The following is a 20,255-nucleotide window of genomic DNA, read 5'->3' as shown; positions in this document are numbered from 1 at the left end:
CCCCAGCTGCCAGGATGCCGCCGATGACCACGCTGTGCTCGCTCTCCGATGACGCCATGCTCGACCGCCTGCAGCGCGCCGCGTTCGGCTACTTCACGGAGACGATGAACCCGCGCAACGGGCTGATCCCCGACACCTCGCGGCCGCACTCGCCGGTGAGCATCGCGGTGGTGGGCTTCGCGCTGTCGTGCTATCCCGCGGCGGTCGCACGCGGGTGGATCGAGCGCGCCGAGGCGGTGCGCCGCAGCCTGCTGGCACTGCGCTTCTTCCACGACAGCGACCAGAGCGGCAGCCCCACGGCTACCGGCTACAAGGGCTTCTACTACCACTTCCTCGACATCGACAGCGGCGCACGGGTGTGGCAATCGGAGTTGTCGATGATCGACAGCGCGCTGCTGATCGCCGGCATGCTCACCGTCGCCACCGCGTTCGACGGCCCCGGCGCGGAGGAAACCGAGCTGCGCGAACTGGCCGATGCGCTGTACCGGCGCGTCGACTGGCGCTGGTCGCAGGACGACGCGCGCACCATCTACCAGGGCTGGAAACCGGAGAGCGGCTACCTGCACTACGGCTGGGAGGGCTACAGCGAGGCGATCGTGCTGTACGCGCTGGCGCTGGGCTCGCCCACCCATCCGATTCCCGCCGACTGCTACGCCGGCTGGACCGCGACCTACCAGTGGGAGAACCTCTACGACCAGGACTTCCTCTACGCCGGCCCGCTGTTCGTGCACCACTACTCGCAGGCGTGGCTGGACCTGCGCGGCGTGCGCGACCGGTTCATGCGCGAAAAAGATTCCGACTATTTCGAGAACAGCCGCCGCGCGGTGGCCGTGCAGCGGCGCTACGCCGAACTCAATCCGCAAGGGTTCATCGGCTACGACCGCAACTGCTGGGGCCTGTCCGCCTGCGACGGCCCCACCGACGAACAGCTCGACGTGGCCAACGAGCAGCGCCACCTGTTCGGCTATGCCGCGCGCGGCGTGCCGTACGGGCCGGACGACGGCACCCTGTCGCCGCCGGCGGTGCTGGCTTCGCTGCCGTTCGCACCGCAGCCGGCGCTGACCGCGCTGCGCACCATGCTGCTGCGCCATCCGCAGATCCTCGGCGCCGATCGCCTGGCCACCAGCTTCAACGCCAGCGTGGACGGCGGCGATGGCGGGCCATGGATCTCGCCGGGGCATTACGGGCTGGACCAGGGCATCGTCTTCATGATGATCGAGAACCATCGCAGCGAGTCGATCTGGCGCCTGATGCGCGGCTGCCACCCGCTCGCCAGCGGCCTGCGCAAGGCCGGGTTCAGCGGCGGCTGGCTCGACGCGCCGGTCGGAGGAGTCCGCCAATGAGTACTCGCTACGACGCCAGCATCACTACTCCGCACGACGACTGGGAACGCGAACGCCTCGCCGCGGCGGGACCGACCTCATGGGTCAATCCCGTGCCGGACGCGCCGTACCAGTTGGTGATCCTCGGCGCCGGCTCGGCCGGACTGGCCGCGGCGGAAGCGGCTGCCGCACTGGGCGCGCGCGTGGCGCTGGTCGAACGCCACCTGCTCGGCGGCACCTGCTTCAACACCGGCTGCGTGCCGTCCAAGAGCCTGCTGCGCAGCGCCGCGGTGTACGCGCAGATGCGCGACGCCGCGCGCTACGGTGCGCAGGCGCCGGCCGCGATCACGGTGGATTTCGCCGCCGCGATGGCGCGCCTGCGGCGCATCCGCAGCCACCTCGCCGGCACCGTCTCGGTGCGCCACCTGGTCCAGCGCGGCGTCGACGTGTTCTTCGGCAATGCGCAGTTCACCGGGCCGGACAGCCTCGCCGTCAACGGCCAGCCGTTGCGGTTCCGCCGCGCAATGGTCGCCACCGGTGCGCGCCCGCAGATCCCCGATCTCCCCGGCCTCAAGCAGGCGGGTTTCCTCACCAACGCCACCGTGTTCGACCTGACCGAGCTGCCGCCGCGGCTGCTGGTGATCGGCGGCGGCCCGCTGGGCTGCGAGCTGGCGCAGGCGTTCGAGCGCTTCGGCGCCAAGGTCACCATCGTGCAGAACATGCCGCTGTTCCTGCCGCACGAGGAGCGCGACGCGGCGCAGACCCTGTCCGAGGCGTTCGCCCGCGACGGCATCGAGGTGCGCCTCAACACCGAGGTGGTCGCGATCCGTACCGAGGGTGCGGAGAAGGTGGTCGACCTGGTCACCGACGACTACCACAGCACGATCCGCGTCGACGCGATCCTGGCCGGCGTCGGGCGCCGCCCGAACGTGCACGGGCTGGCGCTGGAGGCCGCCGGCATCGACTACGACGAGACCGCCGGCATCACCGTCGACGACCACCTGCGCACCAGCAACCGGCGCATCTTCGCCGCCGGCGACGTCTGCCTGGAAGCCAAGTTCACCGACATCGCCGAGGAATCGGCGCGCATCGGCGTGCGCAACGCCTTGCTGCGCGGGCGCGAGCGGCTCAGCGAGCGGGTGGTGCCGTGGTGCACCTACACCGACCCGGAGATCGCCCACGTCGGCCTGTACGTGCGCGAGGCGAACGCCCGCGGCATCCCGATCAAGACCTACACCATCCCGATGCACCAGGTCGATCGCGCGATCACCGACAGCGAGCAGGACGGTTTCGTCAAGCTGCACGTCAGCGAAGGCAGCGACCACATCCTGGGCGCCACCATCGTCTCGCGCGATGCCGGCGACATGATCAGCCAGGTCACCCTGGCGATGGTCGCCGGCGTGGGCCTGCGCACGCTGGCCAGGGTGATCCACGCCTACCCGACCAAGACCGAGGCGATCCGCGAGGCGGCGATGGCGTACAACCGCCGGCGCTTGACCGGTCGGCTGCTGGCGCGACTGCGTCGCTGCCTGCCGCGCTGAGTACGCGGCCTCTCACGCGCACTTATCGCCAGAACGCCTAGAATCGGCAATTTCCATTTTCAACCTCACGCAAGGAACTCCCCATGCAACTGGGCATGATCGGTCTCGGCAAGATGGGCGCCAACATGGCGCAACGGCTGCTCAACGGCGGCCACCAGGTCACCGGCTTCGACCCGAACGCGGGCGCACGCAAGCAGCTGGAAGACAAGGGCGGCGCGTCGGCCGATTCGCTCGGCGCGTTGGTGCAGGCCCTGCCGGCGCCGCGCGTGCTCTGGCTGATGGTGCCTTCGGGCAAGATCACCGACGACACCGTCGACGCGCTGCTCGGCTTGCTGGGCAAGGGCGACACGATGATCGACGGCGGCAATTCCAACTACAAGGATTCGCTCGGCCACGCGGCCAAGTGCGCCGACAAGGGCGTCAACTACGTCGACTGCGGCACCAGCGGCGGCGTGTGGGGCCTGGCCGAGGGTTACAGCATGATGGTCGGCGGTGACGAGCAGGTCGTCGAGGCACTGCGGCCGATCTTCGAGACGCTGGCGCCCGGCAAGGACCAGGGCTGGGGCCGCGTCGGCCCGGTCGGCTCCGGCCACTTCACCAAGATGGTCCACAACGGCATCGAATACGGCCTGATGCAGGCCTACGCCGAAGGCTTCTCGATCCTCAAGCACAAGCAGGAGTTCGGCCTGGACCTGGCCCAGATCGGCGAGATCTGGCGCTACGGCAGCGTGGTGCGTTCCTGGCTGCTGGAGCTGGCCACCGACGCGCTGACCAAGAACCCGAACATGGATGGCGTCGCCCCCTACGTGGTCGATTCCGGCGAAGGCCGCTGGACCGTCGACGCCGCCCTCGACCTCAACGTCTCCGCCCCGGTCATCACCCTCTCGCTGATGGAACGCTTCCGCTCCCGCGACGACGACTCCTTCGCCGACAAGCTGCTCTCCTCGCTGCGCAATGAATTTGGCGGGCACGCGATCAAGAAGGAGTGAGGCTGGCGCGTGGCGCCCTCTGCGGGCAGCCGCCCGCCCGTCATGCCTGCGAAAGCAGGCATCCAGCGACTTTGGGGGAGGCGGATGTTGCATGGGAGCAAAGCAGTCGAGTGCTTCTGTAGGAGCGCGCTTGCGCGCGATGCTTTTGCTCTGGTTGCATTCAAAGGCAAGAGTGGTCGACCGCCTTCGGCGACCGAGTCACTTTTCTCTTGCGTGGCCAAGAGAAAAGTAACCAAAAGAGAAGGCCACCCCGTTTGGCGCTTGCCGGACATCGGGCAACCGCTCCTGCGTTGCCTCAACTCGGGCATCCATGCCCTCGCCATGCCCGCCAAGTCCGTGAGCCGGGGCCGGGCTTTTCGACAGCACATCCATGTGCTGGCGAAAAGGCATCGGCAAGGATACCGATGCCCGCTGCGCGGCCTGTCGCCCCCGACTCACCGCCGCACAGGGGCCCCGGCAGAGCAGCGGGCCATCCTGGCCCGCACTTTTCAGAACAGCCAGGTCAAGTGCAGAGCTGCGGCGCTCGGTGCCCTGCTCACGCGTCTCCGCAAACTCCGTCATGCCTGTGGAGGCAGGCATCGCACTTCGCCCGTCATGAAAGCTGGGCAAAGCTGCCACCAGCTTTATGGATTGGTGAAATAGAGGTCTGAACTGCTGCACTCGGCGCAATCACGGTAAAACTGGCTACCTGCTTTGCGCAGGCGCGGACTGTGTCCGGGTAGACAGGTGAACTTGATCGCTGTGTTGGTTTGGCACTCAGCACACCGGAAATAGTAGCCATACTTGCCGTGCAAGATGCTGCCCGAGTGGCCTTGGCACTGCTTGCATTGGGGGCCGCTGGTGGCGGCTCGCGCAGGGGCGGGCGGCATCGTGGACTTGGTCGGCTCGACTGGAGTCGAGGCAACCGGTTCAGCCACGCGCAAAGTGGGCTTTGCCGGTGGCGCGACCGTGACTTTCGGCGCAGAACCGTACGCAGGCATCGGCCATGCAACGGGTTGATGCAAGTTGGCCAGTTGCTGCGCCACGTCGCGCACCGTGTCGCCCGAGACAATTTTCGCCGCGGTCTTGACGATACCGACCAACGCGTTTTCCTGGTCGATGTCGCGCCAGATGCGTTCCTTGATCTGGTCGGCCTTGATGACACGGCTGGTGTCGAACTTCTTCGGCCGATCAATTCTCGCCGTGGGGGAAACCAGCACGATGGTATGGAAGGCAAAGCTGATGCGCAGTCCGAGTCGTGTGGGCAGTTCCAGCGTGCTCATCATGTCGCGCAGCACGTCGATATGCCGCTCGTTCTGCAGCAGGGGCGACGCCATGCCCTCGTAGGTGCGCTTGCGATCGCTCCAGCGCATGAACTCGCCGTCCTCGGTGATCTTGAGGCCGGCGTTGAAATGCTTGGATTCCAGTACGTAGCACTCCATCCAGCGATTGATCAGCAAATGGTCGATCTGCGCCGTGCGGCCGTTGTGCTCCAGGCGCAAATCATGGATGACGGCCCAGTTCCGTGATGCGGCGAAGTGAAAGTCGATCTGGTAGGCCGATTCGGCCTCACCCTTGAGGCCTGCCTTGCGGATGGCCAGATCCTTCGCGGCGTACTTCGCGGCATTGCCGGTCGAGGACTTTGCCAGTTGCTCCAACTGCGTCAGTTCTTCGGAGTGGTCGTCAGGTTGCTTGATCAGCATGCAGTGTCACCGTCCTTGGCGGTAGCGGATTTGGGAGTGATGCGTTTGCGGCGCATAGGCTTGGTCTTGGCGACGGGCAGCAGTGAGGTGAGCTGCTGGTAACGCTCGAACAAGAACGCCACCCGTTCGGCATCGCTGCCGAGTTTCGGTGACCTGCGGCCCGCAGCCTTCTCGGTGGCGATGTAGGCCGCGTCCACCGCGCGATCCAGTGCTTGATGCGCCTTCACCAGAGCGGGTGGCATGCTGAGCGGATCGTAGAGGTCGGCCAGCGTCGCCCCAGGGAATTGCGCGCGGGCGTCGAGCACATTCTGTGCAGCAGTTTCGATCGCCGTGCGGAACTTTTCGAGCGATGGATCGTCGCTCTTGCTTGCTTGCTTGCTTGCTTGCTTGCTTGCTTGCTTGCTTGCTTGGCGCGAGGTCAGGCCAAGGAAAGTTGTTATAGACAATATCCTTGGAATAGCGGAAGTCGCTTTTCAGGCGGCCACACGTATAGCGCACCCATGCCATGTGCATCTGCGAGCCGATGACGCCGAAGTGGAAACGGGTAGCCCCGGGGATGGCGAACGCGCTGTTGCCGACGATGTCATCCTTGCCGAAGAAGCCGAACGGTATGTAGTTGCGGTTCTCGGAGGTATGGCCGGGCACGAAGATGTAGTCCGACTGCGGTTGCGTCACCTGACGGAACAGCGTCGGGTACGGGTAGTTGCGCGTGCTTGCCGCCTTGCTCGCCTTGCGGAAGCGATCGACCGCCTCCACTCGCGCCATCACCGCGGGCAGCTTCTTGAGCGCCGCCGGATCGGCGCCCACCAGCCACAACACCCAGCGCCGTTCGCCGTGCAGAAACTCGTGCGCGCTGATGAACGGCTTGACGAATGGCACGGCGCCCGGCTCCGCCACGAGAAAGGCACGCTTCTCCTCATCGGTGAAAAGAAAATTTCCGTCGTCGGTCGGCTTGCTGCCGTACATCATTTCGGGCATCGCGCACAGGTTCGTGCTGCGGTTGTCCAGTGTCACCCACGGCGCATCGACCAGGTAGGGGTTGATCTGGCTCGCCGCTGCCGAATGCGGTTCGCCATCCACCCGGGCGTACTCGTAGATCACCTTCGGTCGCACATCCAGGTTCGAGAATCCGATGATGACGCAATACACCGCCGCCTTGCCGCGCGCTTCATTGCTCCACTTGAAGGTGCGATGGGCGAAGTCAATCCTCAGGCCCGGGTATTGCGCCAGCGCGCGCCACAAGATGCCGACCTGCTCGCCCTGCGTGATCGAATTGGTGGAGACAAAGGCACTGCGTATGGACGGGCGCGCCATCATCATGCAAGCCGCCTTGACGTACCAAGCCGAGACGAAATCCATCACACCGACCGCTTTGGCGCCGCCGAACACTGCCAGCAGATCGGCCTTTTGCTCCGGCGTTTGCAAGTGATGGCCGAGAAAAGGCGGATTCCCGAGGATGTAGTTCAGCATCTCCGGCTTCACCACATCCTTCCAGTCGATCCGCAGCGCATTCCCGTTGACGATCGTCGGCGCCTTGGTCAACGGCAATCGCGCGAAGTATTCGCCGAATTGTTCGGCGACGCGCAGGTTCATCTGGTGGTCCATCAGCCACAGCGCGACCTGCGCGATCTGGGCGGGGAATTCCTCGATCTCGATGCCGTAGAACTGGTCGACGTCGATGGCGACGTGGTCGGCCACGCCGTGCAGCACCGAGCCCTGGCGTGCATACAGGCGCTGCAGCACTTCGATTTCCAGCAGGCGCAGTTCGCGGTAGGCGATGACCAGGAAGTTGCCGCAGCCGCAGGCGGGGTCGAGGAAGCGCAGGCCGGCGAGTTTGACGTGGAAGCTCTTCAGCTTGCCTTCGTGGTTGCCGATCTTCTCAAGCTCCGCCTTCAGCTCGTCGAGGAACAGCGGGCCGATCAATTTGAGAATGTTCTTCTCGCTGGTGTAGTGCGCGCCAAGGTTGCGTCGTGCCTTCTTGTCCATCACCGACTGGAACATCGAGCCGAAGATCGCTGGACTGATCCGGCTCCAGTCGAGTGCGCTGGCCTGCAACAGCAAGTCGCGCATGTTGGCGTCGAACGCGGCCAGCGGCAGCGGTTCGGCGAACAGCTTGCCGTTGACGTAGGGGAACTCGGCGAGCTGTGCGTCGAGCGTCTTCTGGCGACGCCCCGGCGCGGTGTCCAGCACCTGAAAGAGCTGCGCCAGCCACTGCCCGGTGTCGGCGCCATCCACACCTGTGCGTTGTGACAGCAGTTCGTGGAAGGCATGGCGCGGGAAGATGCCGGTGTCGTCGCCGAACAGGCAGAACAGCAGCCGCACCAGCAACACTTCCAGCGCATGGCCTTCGTAGCCGGCGGCTTTCAGCGCGTCGTGCAGTTTGCCCATGCGCTCGGCGGCGAGCACGTTGACCGGGTCTTCCTCCTTGAAGCTGCGGGCCTGATAGCCGGCGATGAAGCCGAACTGGCGCACGTGCTTTTGCAGATCCTTCAGCGCGAACTCGGTGGGGATCTCGCCGGTTTCCAGGTCGTACAAACGGAAGCGCTCGAAGTCGCAGACCAGCAGGTAGCGCGGCAGCTCGGCGTCGGTGAGGCCATGGAAATAATCGCGCGCCTGCGTGTGCGCGCGGTCTAGATTCTTGCCGCGCGACTTGTGCTCGATCAGTAGCACGCCCTTCCACAGCAGGTCGATGTAACCGTCCTTGCCGTCGAGTTTCTTCACCTTCTTCTCGAAGTTCGCCACCCGTCGCCGGCTGACCCCAAACACGTCGAAGAACCCGTCCCAGAACGACTTGGCCTCGGCGTCTTCCGATGACTCGTGCTGCCATTCGCGCGAGAAGCGCAGCGCACGATCCTTGATCTCGTTCCAGCTAAGCGGCATGACGACTCCCCTTTATCACGGGAGGATACGACACCCGCGCACGAACGCGCCGCAAGGCGCAGTGTTGGGCTTGCTACTGCTCTTGCTGTGGCCTTTCTGAAAAGTGCGGGCCACGATGGCCCGCTGCTCTACCCGGGGCCCCTGTGCGGCGGTGAGTCGGGGACGACAGGCCGCATAGCCGGAGTCGACATGGATGTCGACTCCTTTTCGCCAGGGCAGGATGCCCTGTCGAAAAGCCCGGCCCCGACTCACGGACTTGCCGGGCAGGAGCCCGGCAAGCGCCAAGCGGGGTGGCCTTCTCTTTTGGTTACTTTTCTCTTGGCCACGCAAGAGAAAAGTGACTCGGTCGCCGAAGGCGATCGAACGCTCTTGCCTTTGAATGCAACCAGAGCAAGGGCGTCGCGCACAGGGGTGCGTTCCTACAGAATGTGCGCCCGACCTTGATGCTCACTGACCGGCGAGGTTCTCAAGCGGTGAGGTCATGCTCACTCCCGATCACCCACAGCCGTGGTTGTGCCAATACGCGGGTCACGAAGCTGTTGCCCGCGGCGAGGCGCTTGCGCAGCTCGGCGCGGGTATAGAGCGTTGGATTGATCTCGCGGCCCAAGTGTTCGATCAACGGATGCAGGGCGGCCATGACGTCCGCATAGGCCAGTGCATCGGACACCAGCATCAGGTCGATGTCGCTGGCCGCGGTGTCGGTGCCCTTGGCCACCGAGCCATACACGAAGGCCACCGAGATACGCGAAGCCAGCGGCGCCAGCGATTCGCGCAAGGGAGCGACCAGGCCGAAGGTCTTGCGCACGATGGAGGCGAGTTCGGCGTGAATCGGCGCGGCGGGATTAGCGCGATAGCGCTTCTGATTGCCGACGGGTTCCATCGTGAGCAGGTCGCTGCCGGCCAGCCGTGCGACCTCGCGTTGCACCGCGCCGCTGCCGGCGCCGGTGGTCTGGATCAGTTCGCAAATGGGCATCCGCAAGGCGGTGGCATGGTGCGATGCCTGCCTTCGCATGCGTGACGGGGCGGGTGGTCTGATGCAGGCCCGCTACAGCAACTCCCCCTGCGCCGCCGCATAACTCAATCGCCCATCCACCACGCGCGCCGCCGACGTGTACGGGTGCACCGTCGTGTGGGTGGCGTCGAGGATGTGGATGACTTCGATGCCGCGCAGCTTGAGCACGTCGGAGACGATGGAGCGGTGGCAACGCCACCAGACCACTTCGGCGCACATCATGGCGGTGCGCTGGCGGGCGGCGAGTTGCAGCAGTTCGGCGAGGCCGTCGGCGAATTCCGCGGTGGCGGTGTAGTCGGCGTAGCCCTGGAAGGAGGCGTTGCGCCAGGCGGTGTTGGGCGAGTCCGGCTGCACCTTGCGGCGACCGCCGAGTCTGGGAATCCACTGATAGGCGATGCCGTGGGCGGGCAGCGACGCGGCCAGCGCCTCGCTGGCAAAGTGCGGGTGGCGGCGCGAGCCGGGGAAGCGACGCACGTCGGCGATGGCCTGGATGCGGTAGTGGTCGAGCAGGCCGAGGAACTCCTCCAGCGGACGGGTGGAGTGGCCGATGGTCCAGATCGTGGCGGGACTTTCGGGCATTGCGTCAATCGACTTTGTGCAGCGCCGCGCCCTTGTGCATGGCGACGTGGTCGGTCTTGTCGCTCTTGATCTCGTACTGCGGATCGTCCTCGCTGCAGTGGCGGGTGTGGCCCTTGTAGTCGGTGTCGCGGGTGTGGACCTTGATGATCTTGCCGCTGACGTGGCCGGCCTCGGAGTTCCAGCGCACGTGGTCGCCGACCTTGAATGCATGGCTCATGGTTGCGTGTCTCCTGACGTGACTCGAACCCCATTGAACGACGCCGCACGTGCAGGCGAGGTCAGCGCGCTACAGGATGCCCTTGGCGCTGCTGCCGAAGGCGGTGATCAGGCGGGTGATGACCCACTTCGGCGACAGGTTGACGTCGGGGAAGTCGCCGACCGGTTGGTAGCATGCGTAGAAGTGCGGGTCGCTGGCGCGCAGCGGCGGGCAGCCGGGCTTGAGGTCGAAGCTGGTGGCGTAGCGGAACGGCCACAGGTCGAAGAACGGCAGGCTCTCGGAGACCGTGCCGATGGCCTGGTTGATGTCGGTGAGCACCGGCACCACCGGACGGCGCGGCGCGATCACCCAGGCGTTCTGCGGCTCGGTGTCGCGCAGGATGGCCTGGCGCAGTTCGTCGGCGAAGGCGTGGTCGTAGACGATCACGCCGGACTCGGTGTTGTAGTGGTCCGAGCGCGGGTCGAAGTTGTGCGAGCCGACCATGCTGAAGTCGTCGTCGATCACGATCGACTTGGCGTGCAGGCCGGAGCGCCGGCCCTCGCTGCGCAGCGGCGCCGGGCGGTTGCTGCTGCCGCTGCCGCTGCCGAGCAGGTGGAAGCGCGTGCGCGAGGCCCTGGCGGGGGTGGCGGTGGCGGCCGGCACCTGCGCGGCGGCGTCCAGGTTGGCCAGCTCATAGTCCACCGCGGGGCCGGGTGCGTGCGGCTTCAGCTCGTGGATTTCGAAGCCGAACTTCTTCAGGTAGCGCTTGCGGTGCTTGTACGACATCGCGTAGACGGCGAACGCGTCGGTGGAGGCCAGCGAGTTGGTCGACACGATCACCCGCGGCGGGTCGGCGCGCCGGTGCAGGCGGCGGAAGATGCCCTGGGCGCGCCGGCTCATCACCAGGTACGGCGTCTGCAGCAGTACCTCGTGGCGGGCCTGGCCGATCATCTGCATGATGTGGCGGGTGAACGCCGCGGTGCGCTTGCCGCCGGGATCGTCGGTTTTTGCCGGCAGGTCGCTGAAGTATTCGACGTTGCCGACCCGCAGCGACGGTTCCACCAGCCACGCCCGCAGCCAGGCCGGGTCCTCGGCGGCCTGCAGCAGCTGGGCGACCCGCTGGGGTTTTCGATAATGCGGTTGGGGCCAGCTCGGCGCGGCGCGGTCGGCGACGATGCGCTGGTTGACGTCGCGCAGGTGGGTCAGCGGCACCGCGCGCTTGTGCCGCCAGAACAGCTCGAAGCTGCTGGCCATCGCGGTGGCGGCGGGACCGCCGACCATCACGTCGCGGTCGACGTAGTTGAAGGTGTCGTCCCAGTTGAAGTAGCGGTCCTGGTAGTTGCGCCCGCCGGTGATGCCGATGGCGTCGTCCACCAGCAGCAGCTTGTTGTGCATGCGCTGGTTGAACTGCATGAAGCAGCACAGCACGCCGGCGGCGAAATCCAGCGGCGGCGTGCGCGCCTTGTGGAAGGTCGGGTTGTACAGCCGAACCTCGAGGTTGGCGCTGGCGCGAGCCAGCGCGTCGAGCAGGTCGGGGTCGTTGAAGGAGAACAGCTGGTCGGCCAGGATGCGCACCTGCACGCCGCGGCGCGCGGCGCGCACCAGTTCGTCCAGCACCAGCTGGCCGACGTCGTCCTGGCTCCAGATGTAGGTCTGCACGTCGATCGAGCGCCGTGCGGCGCGGATCAGGTTGATCCGCGCGGCCAGCGCCGGCTCGCTGTCGCCGAGCAGGGTGACCACGTGCACCGGGTGCCCGGCGGTGGATTCGGCCAGCGCCTGGTCGGCGGCCTGCAGCAGCGGCGAGGGCTGCGCGCAGTGATCGGCCTGGTGGCAGGTTTGCTGGCGGTCGACGGTGGCCGCCACCACCGCGTCGGCGCGGCGGATCTGTGCCTTGGACAGCGTGCAGCCCTGCAGCACGGTGGCCAGCAGGAGCAGCGGCAGGGCGAGGCGGCGAAGGTCGCGGAACATCGCCGCATGATAACGGTTGTGTGCCACCGTCCCGTGACGATGCGCGGCGCGTGGGGCGCCAGCGAAGGTGCGAGCAAGCCGTCATCCGTCATCCGGCATTCGCCGGGATGACGAGCAAAAAGGCTTGATCGAAGCAACCTAGGGCGACCAGAAGGCGTCCAGTCGCGCCTGGCCGGGCTCCAGCGGCCCATCGAGATGCAGTACCGCCAGCGCGCCGGGCGGCATGCCGCGGAATTCGTCGGAGCGGCCTTCCACCAGCAGGGCGACCAGCCGTTCGACGCCGGGGTTGTGGCCGACCAGCATCACGGTGTCGGCGTCGGTGTGCTGGTCGAGCAGCAGCAACAGCTCGCCCGGCGTGGCCTCGTGGATTTCCTCGGCGATCCGCGGCGCCGGCGCGGTGCCGAGCGCGGCCAGTGCCAGCCGGGTGGTCTCGCTGGTGCGTCGGGTCGGCGAACACAGCACCCGCTGCGGTTGCAGCCCGTGCGCGGCGAGCCACAGGCCGGCAGCCTGTGCCTCCTGTTCGCCGCGCGTGCTCAGTGCGCGTTCGCGGTCGTCTCCGCCGTCGGCTATGGGTACTGCTTCGGCATGGCGCAGCAGGATCAGTTCGTGCATGGGAGGCTCCGGCGAAAAGGGAAGAGGCGTGGGCCGCTGTCAGGACTGGCGCTTGATCCAGCGCAGCAGGGGTTTCCAGTCCTCCTGGTGGCTGCGCACCTGCTCGCTGTGGTAGTCGAAGATGCCCTTGCCCAGCGCCGCCAGCAGCACGTAGGCCTGGCTGTCGCGCAACTGCGCCACGATCGGGAACGGCGACTGCTCGGCGAGCTGGGTCAGCGCATCCTGGCTGGCGTGCGTCCACGGCTTGAGCCGGTTGGCCACCAGCCCCACCGGCAGCTTGCCGCGGTGGATGCGGTTGATCGCGCGCAGCTCCTCGGTGAAGGCCAGCGTGGCGTCGAGGTCGAACGAGGAGGGCAGCACCGGCACCAGCAGCACGTCGGCCTGGTCGAGATAGGGTTCCAGCTCGCGCTCGCGCGCGCCGGCGGGGGTGTCGATGAGCAGTTGCGCGGTGTCCGATGGCAGTTTCGCCAGCGAGCGGCGGCCGCCTTCGAGCGCCAGCACGCCGGGGACGTTCTCCGGCCGGCGCGCGGCCCAGCGGAAGCTGGAACCTTGCCGGTCGGCGTCGACGATGGCGCTGTGCTGCCCCGCCTGGGCCCAGTGCGACGCCAGTTGCGTCACCAGCGTGCTCTTGCCGCACCCGCCCTTGCTGCTCGCCACCAGCGTCGTAAGCATCGGATCGCCCCTGCCACGGAAGGTGGGTCCAGCCTAACGGGCGGGGCGGCAATGGGGAATAGGCGGGGAATAGGGAATGGGGAATAGGGAATCGGAAGAGCGGCTTGCGACCGGGCTGGTGCTTGTCGCTTCGGCTGTGGCTATTCCCTATTCCCTATTCCCGGTTCTCGATCCGCCGCAGGCGGATCGAGCGCAATGCCCGCATCGCGCAGGGCGGCCGCCTGCAGGCTCATCTCGGTGCCGCCGTTGCGGGCCAGCGACAGCAGGTGGCGGGCGAGGGGGGTGTCGTCCTGCACTTTGGCCAGCAGCTGGTTGAAGCTGCGCACCTGCCAGACCAGGCGGCGGCGGGCGTCTTTGGCGGCCTGGGCCGCGGCCGGGTCGTCGGCCAGCACCTCGGCCAGGTGCAGGCCGAGTGAGCGGGCCAGGGGGCTGGAGCCCCACTGCAGCAGCTTGGCCAGGTTGAGGCAATCGGCCTTGATCGAGGCATCCTCGCCGGCGTTCTCGCACAACTTGGCCACCAGCTGCAGGCTCGGCTGCGGTTGGGCGCTGGCGAGGCCGAAGATCAGCACGGTCTGCATGCCGACCGCGCCGGCGGCGTGGTTCGGGTCCAGCGAGGCGGCCGGCGGCGGCAGCACGCCGACCGAATCGGCCAACGCCTGCAGACTGATCCCGGCGTAGTCGTCGTACAGCTTGGCGGCGGCGGCGCGACGCAGGTCTTCGCGGGCGTCGTCCTGTTTGTGGTCGCGCGCGTCGGCGCCCAGCTTGACCAGCCACACGGCGGCGTTGTCCGGCGCCTGCGTGAGCAAGGCATCCAGCGCGGCAGCGTTGGGGCAGTTGCCGGCCTTGGCCTCGCAATCGGCCAGCCGCGCCCAGTTCACCGCCGAGCCTGCGCCTTCGGCGGCGGCGGCGCGCTCGATCAGGGCGTGGAAGCTGTTGCCCGGCGGCTGGTTGAACAATGGCCGCGCCAGCAGCGCGGCACCGAGCAGCGGCATCGCATCGGCGCGCGGCGCCAGCACGCTGACCAGGTCGCGCTGGAAGGCCAGCTGCGCCTGGTCGCGCGCCTGCGCCGCCCTGGACGTCGTCGCCGCGGGTTTCGCGGCGGGCGGCGCCTTGGCCGCCAGCACCGGCGCGGCGAACAGCAGCCACACGCAACTCACGGCAACGCAGCGCATTCCAGGCATCGTGAACTTCCCTCGGCGGCAAAGGCGCCAGCATAGCGAGTGCAGATTAAGCTCGCCTGATCGACGCGCCGCCCGCCGGTCGGCGGGGCGGCCAGGCTTGTTAGGATGCCTGTTCGGGCGCAGGACGACGCCACCCATCGCTCGGGAGAGTGTCGTGAATCATTTTTCGTTGTGGACCGATGGCGCCCCATGGTTTGTCGGCTGGGGCACGCTGGCCTTGATCAACGCGGCGCTGGCGCAGGGCAAGAACCGCAGCGGGCTGCTGTGGTTCCTGCTCTCGCTGCTGCTCGGCCCGCTCGCCACCTTGCTGCTGGTGCTGCTGCCGAAGGTGCGGTCGAAGATGTTTTAGTTGCAGGGAATAGGGAATGGGGAATGGGGAATAGTAAAGAGCCGCCCGTCGTTGCTCTTCTATTCCCCATTCCCTATTCCCCATTCCCGGCTTTCAGTCCCCCAGCGCCTCGCGCATGAATTCCGGCTGGGCCAGGGCGGCCTTGTGGATTTCGGCGTTGTAGTAGCGGGTGGGAAATTTCTTGCTCAGCGCGCCGCGTTCGCGGAAGCCGGAGAGGTCGCCGCCCTTGCGCGCCATGGTGCAGCTCCACCAGCCGGTGGGGTAGCACGGTTGCGGGAACGGCAGCGTCTTCACCGCGGCGAAGCCGGTGGTGCGCATCGCCGAACGCATCGAGCGGATCAGGTCCAGGTGGGCCAGCGGCGATTCGCTCTGCTGCACCAGCAGGCCGCCGTGGCGCAGCGCCTTGTAGCAGCTGGCGTAGAACGCGGCGTTGAACAGGCCTTCCGCCGGGCCCACCGGGTCGGTCGAGTCGACGATGACCAGATCCACCGACTCCGGCTCGCACTCGGCCATGTACTTGATGCCGTCGATGAACAGCAGCTCGGCGCGCGGATCGGCGTTGGCCTCGCACAGCTCGGGGAAATACTGTTCGGCCAGGCGCGTCACGCGCTCGTCGATCTCCACCTGCACGGCGTGCTCGACTTCCTCGTGGCGCAGCACTTCGCGCAGCGTGCCGCAATCGCCGCCGCCGATGATCACCACGCGCTTGGCGCGCGCGTGGGTGAACAGCGCCGGGTGGGTCATCATCTCGTGGTAGAAGAAGTTGTCGCGGCTGGTCAGCATCACGCAGCCATCGATCACCATCAGGTTGCCCCAGTCGGTGGTCTTGTGGATCTCGATGGACTGGAATGGGGTCTTCTCCGCGTGCAGCAGTTGCTCGGTGCGAAAGCCGATGGACGAACCGGACGCCTGGTGCGCCTCGGTGAACCAGTGGGCTTCGGTGAGGGGGGCGGGCTGCGACATGGGGATGTTTCCGCGAAGCGTGGGCAAAGAAGGCCAATTGTAGCGGCAACCGCCGCTGACGTCCCGGCCGCCAGCGCCGTGCAGCGCGCCGCGCGGCCATTACAATGGTGGCCCGGGCAGTCGTCGCGAAGGCGTGACGAAGGCCGGGCAAGCCCATCCGGCCCCGCGGCGTGCGAGGCTTCCGGCCGGCCGGCTTTCCGCTCCATCGAGCAACCTCGTCAAGGCTCGCCGCTGCGACATCCCCTGCTACGTTTCCCGAGGGAGGCCCCATGTCGAAGCCTTGGACCATTGCCACTGCCCGCCACACCTATGCCGTGCCCTACTGGAGCGACGGCTACGCCGACATCGATGCCGCCGGCAACCTGCTGATGCACCCGCGCGGCGCCGAGGGCCCGGCGCTGGCGCTGCCGGCGATCGTCGACCGCGCCTGCGCCGAGGGCCTGCGATTGCCGCTGCTGGTGCGTTTCCCGGACATCCTCGCCGACCGTCTCGCGCAGCTGCAGGGCGCCTTCGCCCGCGCCATCGCCGAGCACGACTACGCCGGAGGCTACACCGCGATCTATCCGATCAAGGTCAACCAGCAGCGCAGCGTGGCGGGCGAGCTGGTCGCCGCCGGCACCCAGGGCTTCGGCCTGGAAGCGGGCTCCAAGCCCGAGCTGATGGCGGTGCTGGCGATGGCGCGGCCCGGTTCCATCGTGATCTGCAACGGCTACAAGGACCGCGAGTACATCCGCCTTGCGCTGATCGGCAAGAAGCTCGGCCTGCGCGTGCACATCGTGATCGAGAAGCTGTCCGAACTCGACCACGTGTTCAGCGAGGCGAAGGCGCTGGGCGTGGAGCCGCTGCTCGGCGTGCGCGTGCGACTGGCCTCGATCGGCGCCGGCAAGTGGCAGAACACCGGCGGCGACAAGGGCAAGTTCGGACTGTCGCCGCAGCAGGTGCTGCGGCTGATCGAGCGGCTCGATGCGGCAGGCCTGAAGCACACGCTGAAGCTGCAGCACTTCCACATGGGCTCGCAGATCTCCAACGTGCGCGACATCGCCAACGGCATGCGCGAGGCCACCCGCTACTTCGTCGAACTCTCGCACATGGGCGTGCCGCTGGAGATCGTCGACGTCGGCGGCGGCCTGGGTGTGGATTACGAAGGCACCCGCTCGCGCAGCCACAACTCGATCAACTACTCGCTGGAACAGTACGCCGCCACCATCGTGCAGTCGCTGGCCGAGGCGGTGAGCGCCGAGGGCCTGGCCGCGCCGCACATCCTCACCGAGGCAGGCCGGGCGATGACCGCGCACCACGCGGTGATGGTGGTCAACGTGACCGAGGTCGAGCAGGTGCCGGCCGGCAGCATGCCGTCGCCGCGCGGGGACGAGCCGGCGGTGCTGCGCCACCTGCGCGAGGTCCACGCGGCGCTGGACGAGCGCCCGCCGCTGGAGCTGTTCCACGAGGCCCAGCATCACCTGGCCGAAGGGCAATCGCTGTACGCGCTGGGCCAGCTGTCGCTGGCCGACCGCGCGCGACTGGACGAGATGTTCTACGCCATCGCCAATGCCGTGCGCGGGCGCCTGCTGCCGGCCGAGCGCGCGCACCGACAGGTGCTGGACGAGCTGGACGAGAAGCTGGTGGACAAGTATTTCACCAACTTCTCGGTATTCGAATCGATCCCCGACGTGTGGGCGATCGACCAGGTGTTCCCGATCATGCCGATCGCGCGGCTCGACGAGGAGCCGACCCGGCGCGGCGTGATCGTCGACCTCACCTGCGATTCGGACGGCCGCATCGACCACTACGTGGAGGCTGACGGCGTCGACGTCAGCCTGCCGCTGCATGCGCTGAAGGATGGCGAGAGCTATCGGCTGGGCATCTTCATGGTCGGCGCCTACCAGGAGACCCTGGGCGACATCCACAACCTGTTCGGCGATACCGACGCGGTCAACGTGCGCGTCGAGGGCGACGGCTACGTGTTCGCCAACAAGCGTCGCGGCGACACCACCGACCTGATGCTCGACTACGTCGGCTACGACCTGGAGGCCTTGCGCGCCAGCTACCGCGCGCGCATTGCCGACGCGGGCGTCGCCGGCGACGAGGCGGCGCGCCTGTACGATGCGCTTGATGCCGGCCTCACCGCCTACACCTACCTCGCCGAAGACACCCACTGATCGCAGGAGCCCGCTCGCGGGCGATGCTCTCGCAAATTCCGAATACCGGCGCCGAGAGCACCGCCCGCAAGCGGACTCCAGCATGACCCGTTCCATCCAGTTCCAGTCGCACAGGAGCAACGCATGAGCAGTCTCAACGGCAAGGTCGCCCTGATCACGGGCGCGGCCAGCGGCCTCGGCAAGGCGATCGCCGAGCTGTACGCGAAGAACGGCGCCAGCGTGGCGATCGCCGACATCAACCAGCAAGCTGCCGATGCGGTGGCGGCCGAGATCAACGCCGCCGGCGGCAAGGCGCTCGGCGTGGCGATGGACGTCACCAGCGAGGAGGCGGTCAACGCCGGCACCGACAAGGTGGTGGCGGCATTTGGCCATCTGGACATCCTGATCTCCAACGCCGGCGTGCAGATCATCAATCCGATCGACCAGTTCGCCTTCGCCGACTGGAAGAAGATGCTGGCGATCCATCTCGACGGCGGCTTCCTCACCACCAAGGCCGCGCTCAAGCACATGTACCAGGGCGACCGCGGCGGCATCGTGATCTACATGGGCTCGGTGCACTCGCACGAAGCCTCGAAGCTGAAGGCGCCCTACGTCACCGCCAAGCACGGCCTGCTCGGGCTGGCCCGCACGCTGGCGAAAGAGGGTGCGCCGCACAACGTGCGCTCGCACGTGATCTGCCCGGGCTTCGTGCGTACGCCGCTGGTCGAGAAGCAGATCCCCGAGCAGGCCAGGGAGCTCGGCATCACGGAAGACGAGGTGATCAGGAACGTGATGCTGAAGGACACCGTCGACGCGACCTTCACCACGGTGGAGGACATCGCGCAGACCGCGCTGTACCTGGCCACCTTCCCCTCCGCCGCGCTGACCGGCCAGTCGATCGTGGTCAGCCACGGCTGGTTCATGCAGTGACCACGCCGTCGCTGGCGGAAACGGTAGCCCGCGACTACCGCACCGTCGCGCTGGTGTTGCAGGGCGGCGGCGCACTCGGCGCCTACCAGGCCGGCGTGTTCGAGGCGCTGGACGAGGCCGGCCTGCAGCCGAACCGGCTGGCCGGCATCTCGATCGGCGCGTTGAACGCGGCGATCATCGCCGGCAACGCGCCCGAGCGGCGGGTGGAACGGCTGCGCGAATTCTGGGAGGCGATCTGCCGCTCGCCGCTGTGGCCGGACGTGCCGGCGCTGCCGTGGTTCGATGCGGTGGCGTGGCCGACGGCATGGCTCAACGGCATGAGCGGCCTGGCCGCCTGGCGCGCGATGACCGAGGGCCAGGCCGGCTTCTTCCACCCGCGCCAGCCGCCGCCGTTCCTGGGCGGGCACGCCACGCCGGGCAGCGTGAGCTGGTACGACACGAAGCCGCTGCGCGCCACGCTGGAGCGGTTGGTCGATTTCGACCGCCTCAACGATGCGCGCACGATGCGCGTGGCGGTCGGCGCGGTGAACGTGCGCAGCGGCAACTTCGCCTATTTCGACAATCGCCGCGAGCGCCTGCGGCCCGAGCACTTCATGGCCTCCGGCGCGTTGCCGCCGGGCTTTCCCGCGGTGGAGATCGACGGCGAGTTCTACTGGGACGGCGGCATGGTCTCCAACACGCCGCTTTACGAGGTGCTCAGCGAACGCCCCGGTTGCGACACGCTGGTGTTCCAGGTCGACCTGTGGAGCGCCCGCGGCACGCTGCCGCGCGATCTTGCCGACGTGGCCGAGCGCAGCAAGGAGATCCAGTACTCCAGCCGCACCCGGCTGGTCACCGAGTTCATGCGCCGCATGCAGGAGCAGCGCCGCCTGCTGCACGACGTGATGGCGCTGGTGCCGGCCGAGCGGCGCGGCGACCCGGCGTACCGCCATGCCGAGGCACGCGCGGCGGAGGCGTTGACCAACGTGATCCACCTGATCTACCAGGACCGGCCCCACGAAGGCCACTTCAAGGACTACGAATTCAGCGCCACCAGCATGCGCAGCCACTGGCAGGGCGGCCTGGACGACATGCGCCACACCCTGGCGCACCCGCAGTGGCTTGCCGCCCCCGACCCCGGACATCCGTTCGTGACGCACGACGTGCATCGCGCGAACGCCAATTGACTGCACCCTGGCCCGTGACGAGCAGGCGCGACCTGCGTCGGCTCGGTGTCGGGGCGCCAGAACCACCAGGCCGCA

The 20,255-nt window shown here is 67.4% G+C and carries 17 protein-coding genes and 1 pseudogene; 7 read left to right on the top strand and 11 right to left on the bottom strand.

Features of this window, described 5'->3' with window-relative positions:
• Positions 1 to 23: 23 nt before the first annotated feature.
• The 3 genes from ACFCQI_RS06765 to gnd all read left to right on the top strand — a co-directional run bounded on the left by ACFCQI_RS06765 (position 24) and on the right by gnd (position 3,852).
• Positions 24 to 1,343, top strand: a complete 1,320-nt coding sequence (locus ACFCQI_RS06765) for a glucoamylase family protein (RefSeq protein WP_395120680.1) — start codon at positions 24 to 26, stop codon at positions 1,341 to 1,343.
• Positions 1,340 to 2,863 (top strand): mercuric reductase, encoded by a 1,524-nt coding sequence (locus ACFCQI_RS06760; RefSeq protein WP_395120678.1) that lies wholly within the window; start codon positions 1,340 to 1,342, stop codon positions 2,861 to 2,863. The genes ACFCQI_RS06765 and ACFCQI_RS06760 overlap by 4 nt, the downstream gene beginning before the upstream one ends.
• 83 nt (positions 2,864 to 2,946) lie before the next feature.
• Positions 2,947 to 3,852, top strand: a complete 906-nt coding sequence (gnd, locus tag ACFCQI_RS06755; RefSeq protein ID WP_395120677.1) for a phosphogluconate dehydrogenase (NAD(+)-dependent, decarboxylating) — start codon at positions 2,947 to 2,949, stop codon at positions 3,850 to 3,852.
• A 623-nt stretch (positions 3,853 to 4,475) separates the two neighbouring features.
• On the opposite strand, the gene ACFCQI_RS06750 is transcribed toward gnd, so the two are convergent.
• From ACFCQI_RS06750 to ACFCQI_RS06705, 10 genes and pseudogenes are all read right to left on the bottom strand, one after another.
• A complete protein-coding gene (locus ACFCQI_RS06750; RefSeq protein ID WP_395120676.1) occupies positions 4,476 to 5,534 on the bottom strand; it encodes a nuclease-related domain-containing protein in 1,059 nt (352 codons plus the stop codon).
• Positions 5,528 to 5,839 carry a type IIL restriction-modification enzyme MmeI gene (locus tag ACFCQI_RS06745; RefSeq protein WP_395121289.1) on the bottom strand — a complete coding sequence of 104 codons (312 nt, stop codon included), beginning with the start codon at positions 5,837 to 5,839 and terminating at the stop codon, positions 5,528 to 5,530. Before ACFCQI_RS06745 ends, ACFCQI_RS06750 begins: the two co-directional genes overlap by 7 nt.
• A 169-nt stretch (positions 5,840 to 6,008) precedes the next feature.
• Positions 6,009 to 8,414 (bottom strand): annotated as a pseudogene (locus ACFCQI_RS06740) (DNA methyltransferase); the annotation flags it as partial.
• 466 nt (positions 8,415 to 8,880) lie between these two features.
• Positions 8,881 to 9,387 carry a nucleotidyltransferase domain-containing protein gene (locus tag ACFCQI_RS06735; protein ID WP_395120675.1) on the bottom strand — a complete coding sequence of 169 codons (507 nt, stop codon included), beginning with the start codon at positions 9,385 to 9,387 and terminating at the stop codon, positions 8,881 to 8,883.
• 72 nt (positions 9,388 to 9,459) lie between these two features.
• A complete protein-coding gene (locus ACFCQI_RS06730; RefSeq protein WP_395120674.1) occupies positions 9,460 to 10,005 on the bottom strand; it encodes a DUF488 family protein in 546 nt (181 codons plus the stop codon).
• 4 nt (positions 10,006 to 10,009) lie between these two features.
• Positions 10,010 to 10,222, bottom strand: coding sequence for a DUF2945 domain-containing protein (locus tag ACFCQI_RS06725; RefSeq protein WP_395120673.1), 213 nt, complete (start codon positions 10,220 to 10,222; stop codon positions 10,010 to 10,012).
• 69 nt (positions 10,223 to 10,291) lie between these two features.
• Positions 10,292 to 12,169, bottom strand: coding sequence for a phosphatidylserine/phosphatidylglycerophosphate/cardiolipin synthase family protein (locus ACFCQI_RS06720; RefSeq protein WP_395120672.1), 1,878 nt, complete (start codon positions 12,167 to 12,169; stop codon positions 10,292 to 10,294).
• 138 nt (positions 12,170 to 12,307) lie between these two features.
• Entirely contained in the window at positions 12,308 to 12,781 is a 474-nt protein-coding gene (locus tag ACFCQI_RS06715) for a SixA phosphatase family protein (RefSeq protein ID WP_395120671.1), read from the bottom strand.
• Positions 12,782 to 12,820: 39 nt separating this feature from the next.
• Positions 12,821 to 13,453, bottom strand: coding sequence for a P-loop NTPase (locus ACFCQI_RS06710; RefSeq protein ID WP_395120670.1), 633 nt, complete (start codon positions 13,451 to 13,453; stop codon positions 12,821 to 12,823).
• 140 nt (positions 13,454 to 13,593) lie between these two features.
• A complete protein-coding gene (locus tag ACFCQI_RS06705) occupies positions 13,594 to 14,634 on the bottom strand; it encodes a hypothetical protein (RefSeq protein ID WP_395120669.1) in 1,041 nt (346 codons plus the stop codon).
• A 154-nt stretch (positions 14,635 to 14,788) separates the two neighbouring features.
• Between ACFCQI_RS06705 and ACFCQI_RS06700 the strand changes: the two genes are divergently transcribed.
• Positions 14,789 to 14,983, top strand: a complete 195-nt coding sequence (locus ACFCQI_RS06700) for an antitermination protein NusB (RefSeq protein WP_395120667.1) — start codon at positions 14,789 to 14,791, stop codon at positions 14,981 to 14,983.
• 93 nt (positions 14,984 to 15,076) lie between these two features.
• Here ACFCQI_RS06700 and speE read toward each other — a convergent pair whose 3' ends face one another.
• Positions 15,077 to 15,946, bottom strand: coding sequence for a polyamine aminopropyltransferase (speE, locus tag ACFCQI_RS06695; RefSeq protein WP_395120666.1), 870 nt, complete (start codon positions 15,944 to 15,946; stop codon positions 15,077 to 15,079).
• A gap of 269 nt (positions 15,947 to 16,215) precedes the next feature.
• Between speE and speA the strand changes: the two genes are divergently transcribed.
• The 3 genes from speA (at position 16,216) to ACFCQI_RS06680 (ending at position 20,180) form a co-directional block, all read left to right on the top strand.
• Positions 16,216 to 18,105 carry an arginine decarboxylase gene (gene speA / locus ACFCQI_RS06690; protein ID WP_395120665.1) on the top strand — a complete coding sequence of 630 codons (1,890 nt, stop codon included), beginning with the start codon at positions 16,216 to 16,218 and terminating at the stop codon, positions 18,103 to 18,105.
• Between the two features lie 123 nt (positions 18,106 to 18,228).
• On the top strand, positions 18,229 to 19,014 hold the full coding sequence (locus ACFCQI_RS06685; protein WP_395120664.1) for a 3-hydroxybutyrate dehydrogenase: 786 nt from the start codon (positions 18,229 to 18,231) through the stop codon (positions 19,012 to 19,014).
• Positions 19,011 to 20,180 carry a DUF3734 domain-containing protein gene (locus tag ACFCQI_RS06680; protein ID WP_395120663.1) on the top strand — a complete coding sequence of 390 codons (1,170 nt, stop codon included), beginning with the start codon at positions 19,011 to 19,013 and terminating at the stop codon, positions 20,178 to 20,180. Before ACFCQI_RS06685 ends, ACFCQI_RS06680 begins: the two co-directional genes overlap by 4 nt.
• Positions 20,181 to 20,255 lie beyond the last annotated feature (75 nt).

Origin of the sequence: Rhodanobacter sp. FW102-FHT14D06, from assembly GCF_043950705.1 — a bacterium.
Taxonomy (GTDB): Bacteria; Pseudomonadota; Gammaproteobacteria; order Xanthomonadales; family Rhodanobacteraceae; genus Rhodanobacter.
This window is presented reverse-complemented; position numbering and strand designations above follow the sequence as displayed.

What these genes read in the sequence shown, in the direction of transcription:
- ACFCQI_RS06765 (WP_395120680.1), top strand. Translation starts at nt 24, where the DNA reads ATGACCACGCTGTGCTCGCTCTCCGATGACGCCATGCTCGACCGCCTG.
- ACFCQI_RS06760 (WP_395120678.1), top strand. Translation starts at nt 1,340, where the DNA reads ATGAGTACTCGCTACGACGCCAGCATCACTACTCCGCACGACGACTGG.
- gnd (WP_395120677.1), top strand. Translation starts at nt 2,947, where the DNA reads ATGCAACTGGGCATGATCGGTCTCGGCAAGATGGGCGCCAACATGGCG.
- ACFCQI_RS06750 (WP_395120676.1), bottom strand. Translation starts at nt 5,534, where the DNA reads ATGCTGATCAAGCAACCTGACGACCACTCCGAAGAACTGACGCAGTTG.
- ACFCQI_RS06735 (WP_395120675.1), bottom strand. Translation starts at nt 9,387, where the DNA reads ATGCCCATTTGCGAACTGATCCAGACCACCGGCGCCGGCAGCGGCGCG.
- ACFCQI_RS06730 (WP_395120674.1), bottom strand. Translation starts at nt 10,005, where the DNA reads ATGCCCGAAAGTCCCGCCACGATCTGGACCATCGGCCACTCCACCCGT.
- ACFCQI_RS06725 (WP_395120673.1), bottom strand. Translation starts at nt 10,222, where the DNA reads ATGAGCCATGCATTCAAGGTCGGCGACCACGTGCGCTGGAACTCCGAG.
- ACFCQI_RS06720 (WP_395120672.1), bottom strand. Translation starts at nt 12,169, where the DNA reads ATGTTCCGCGACCTTCGCCGCCTCGCCCTGCCGCTGCTCCTGCTGGCC.
- ACFCQI_RS06715 (WP_395120671.1), bottom strand. Translation starts at nt 12,781, where the DNA reads ATGCACGAACTGATCCTGCTGCGCCATGCCGAAGCAGTACCCATAGCC.
- ACFCQI_RS06710 (WP_395120670.1), bottom strand. Translation starts at nt 13,453, where the DNA reads ATGCTTACGACGCTGGTGGCGAGCAGCAAGGGCGGGTGCGGCAAGAGC.
- ACFCQI_RS06705 (WP_395120669.1), bottom strand. Translation starts at nt 14,634, where the DNA reads ATGCCTGGAATGCGCTGCGTTGCCGTGAGTTGCGTGTGGCTGCTGTTC.
- speE (WP_395120666.1), bottom strand. Translation starts at nt 15,946, where the DNA reads ATGTCGCAGCCCGCCCCCCTCACCGAAGCCCACTGGTTCACCGAGGCG.
- speA (WP_395120665.1), top strand. Translation starts at nt 16,216, where the DNA reads ATGTCGAAGCCTTGGACCATTGCCACTGCCCGCCACACCTATGCCGTG.
- ACFCQI_RS06685 (WP_395120664.1), top strand. Translation starts at nt 18,229, where the DNA reads ATGAGCAGTCTCAACGGCAAGGTCGCCCTGATCACGGGCGCGGCCAGC.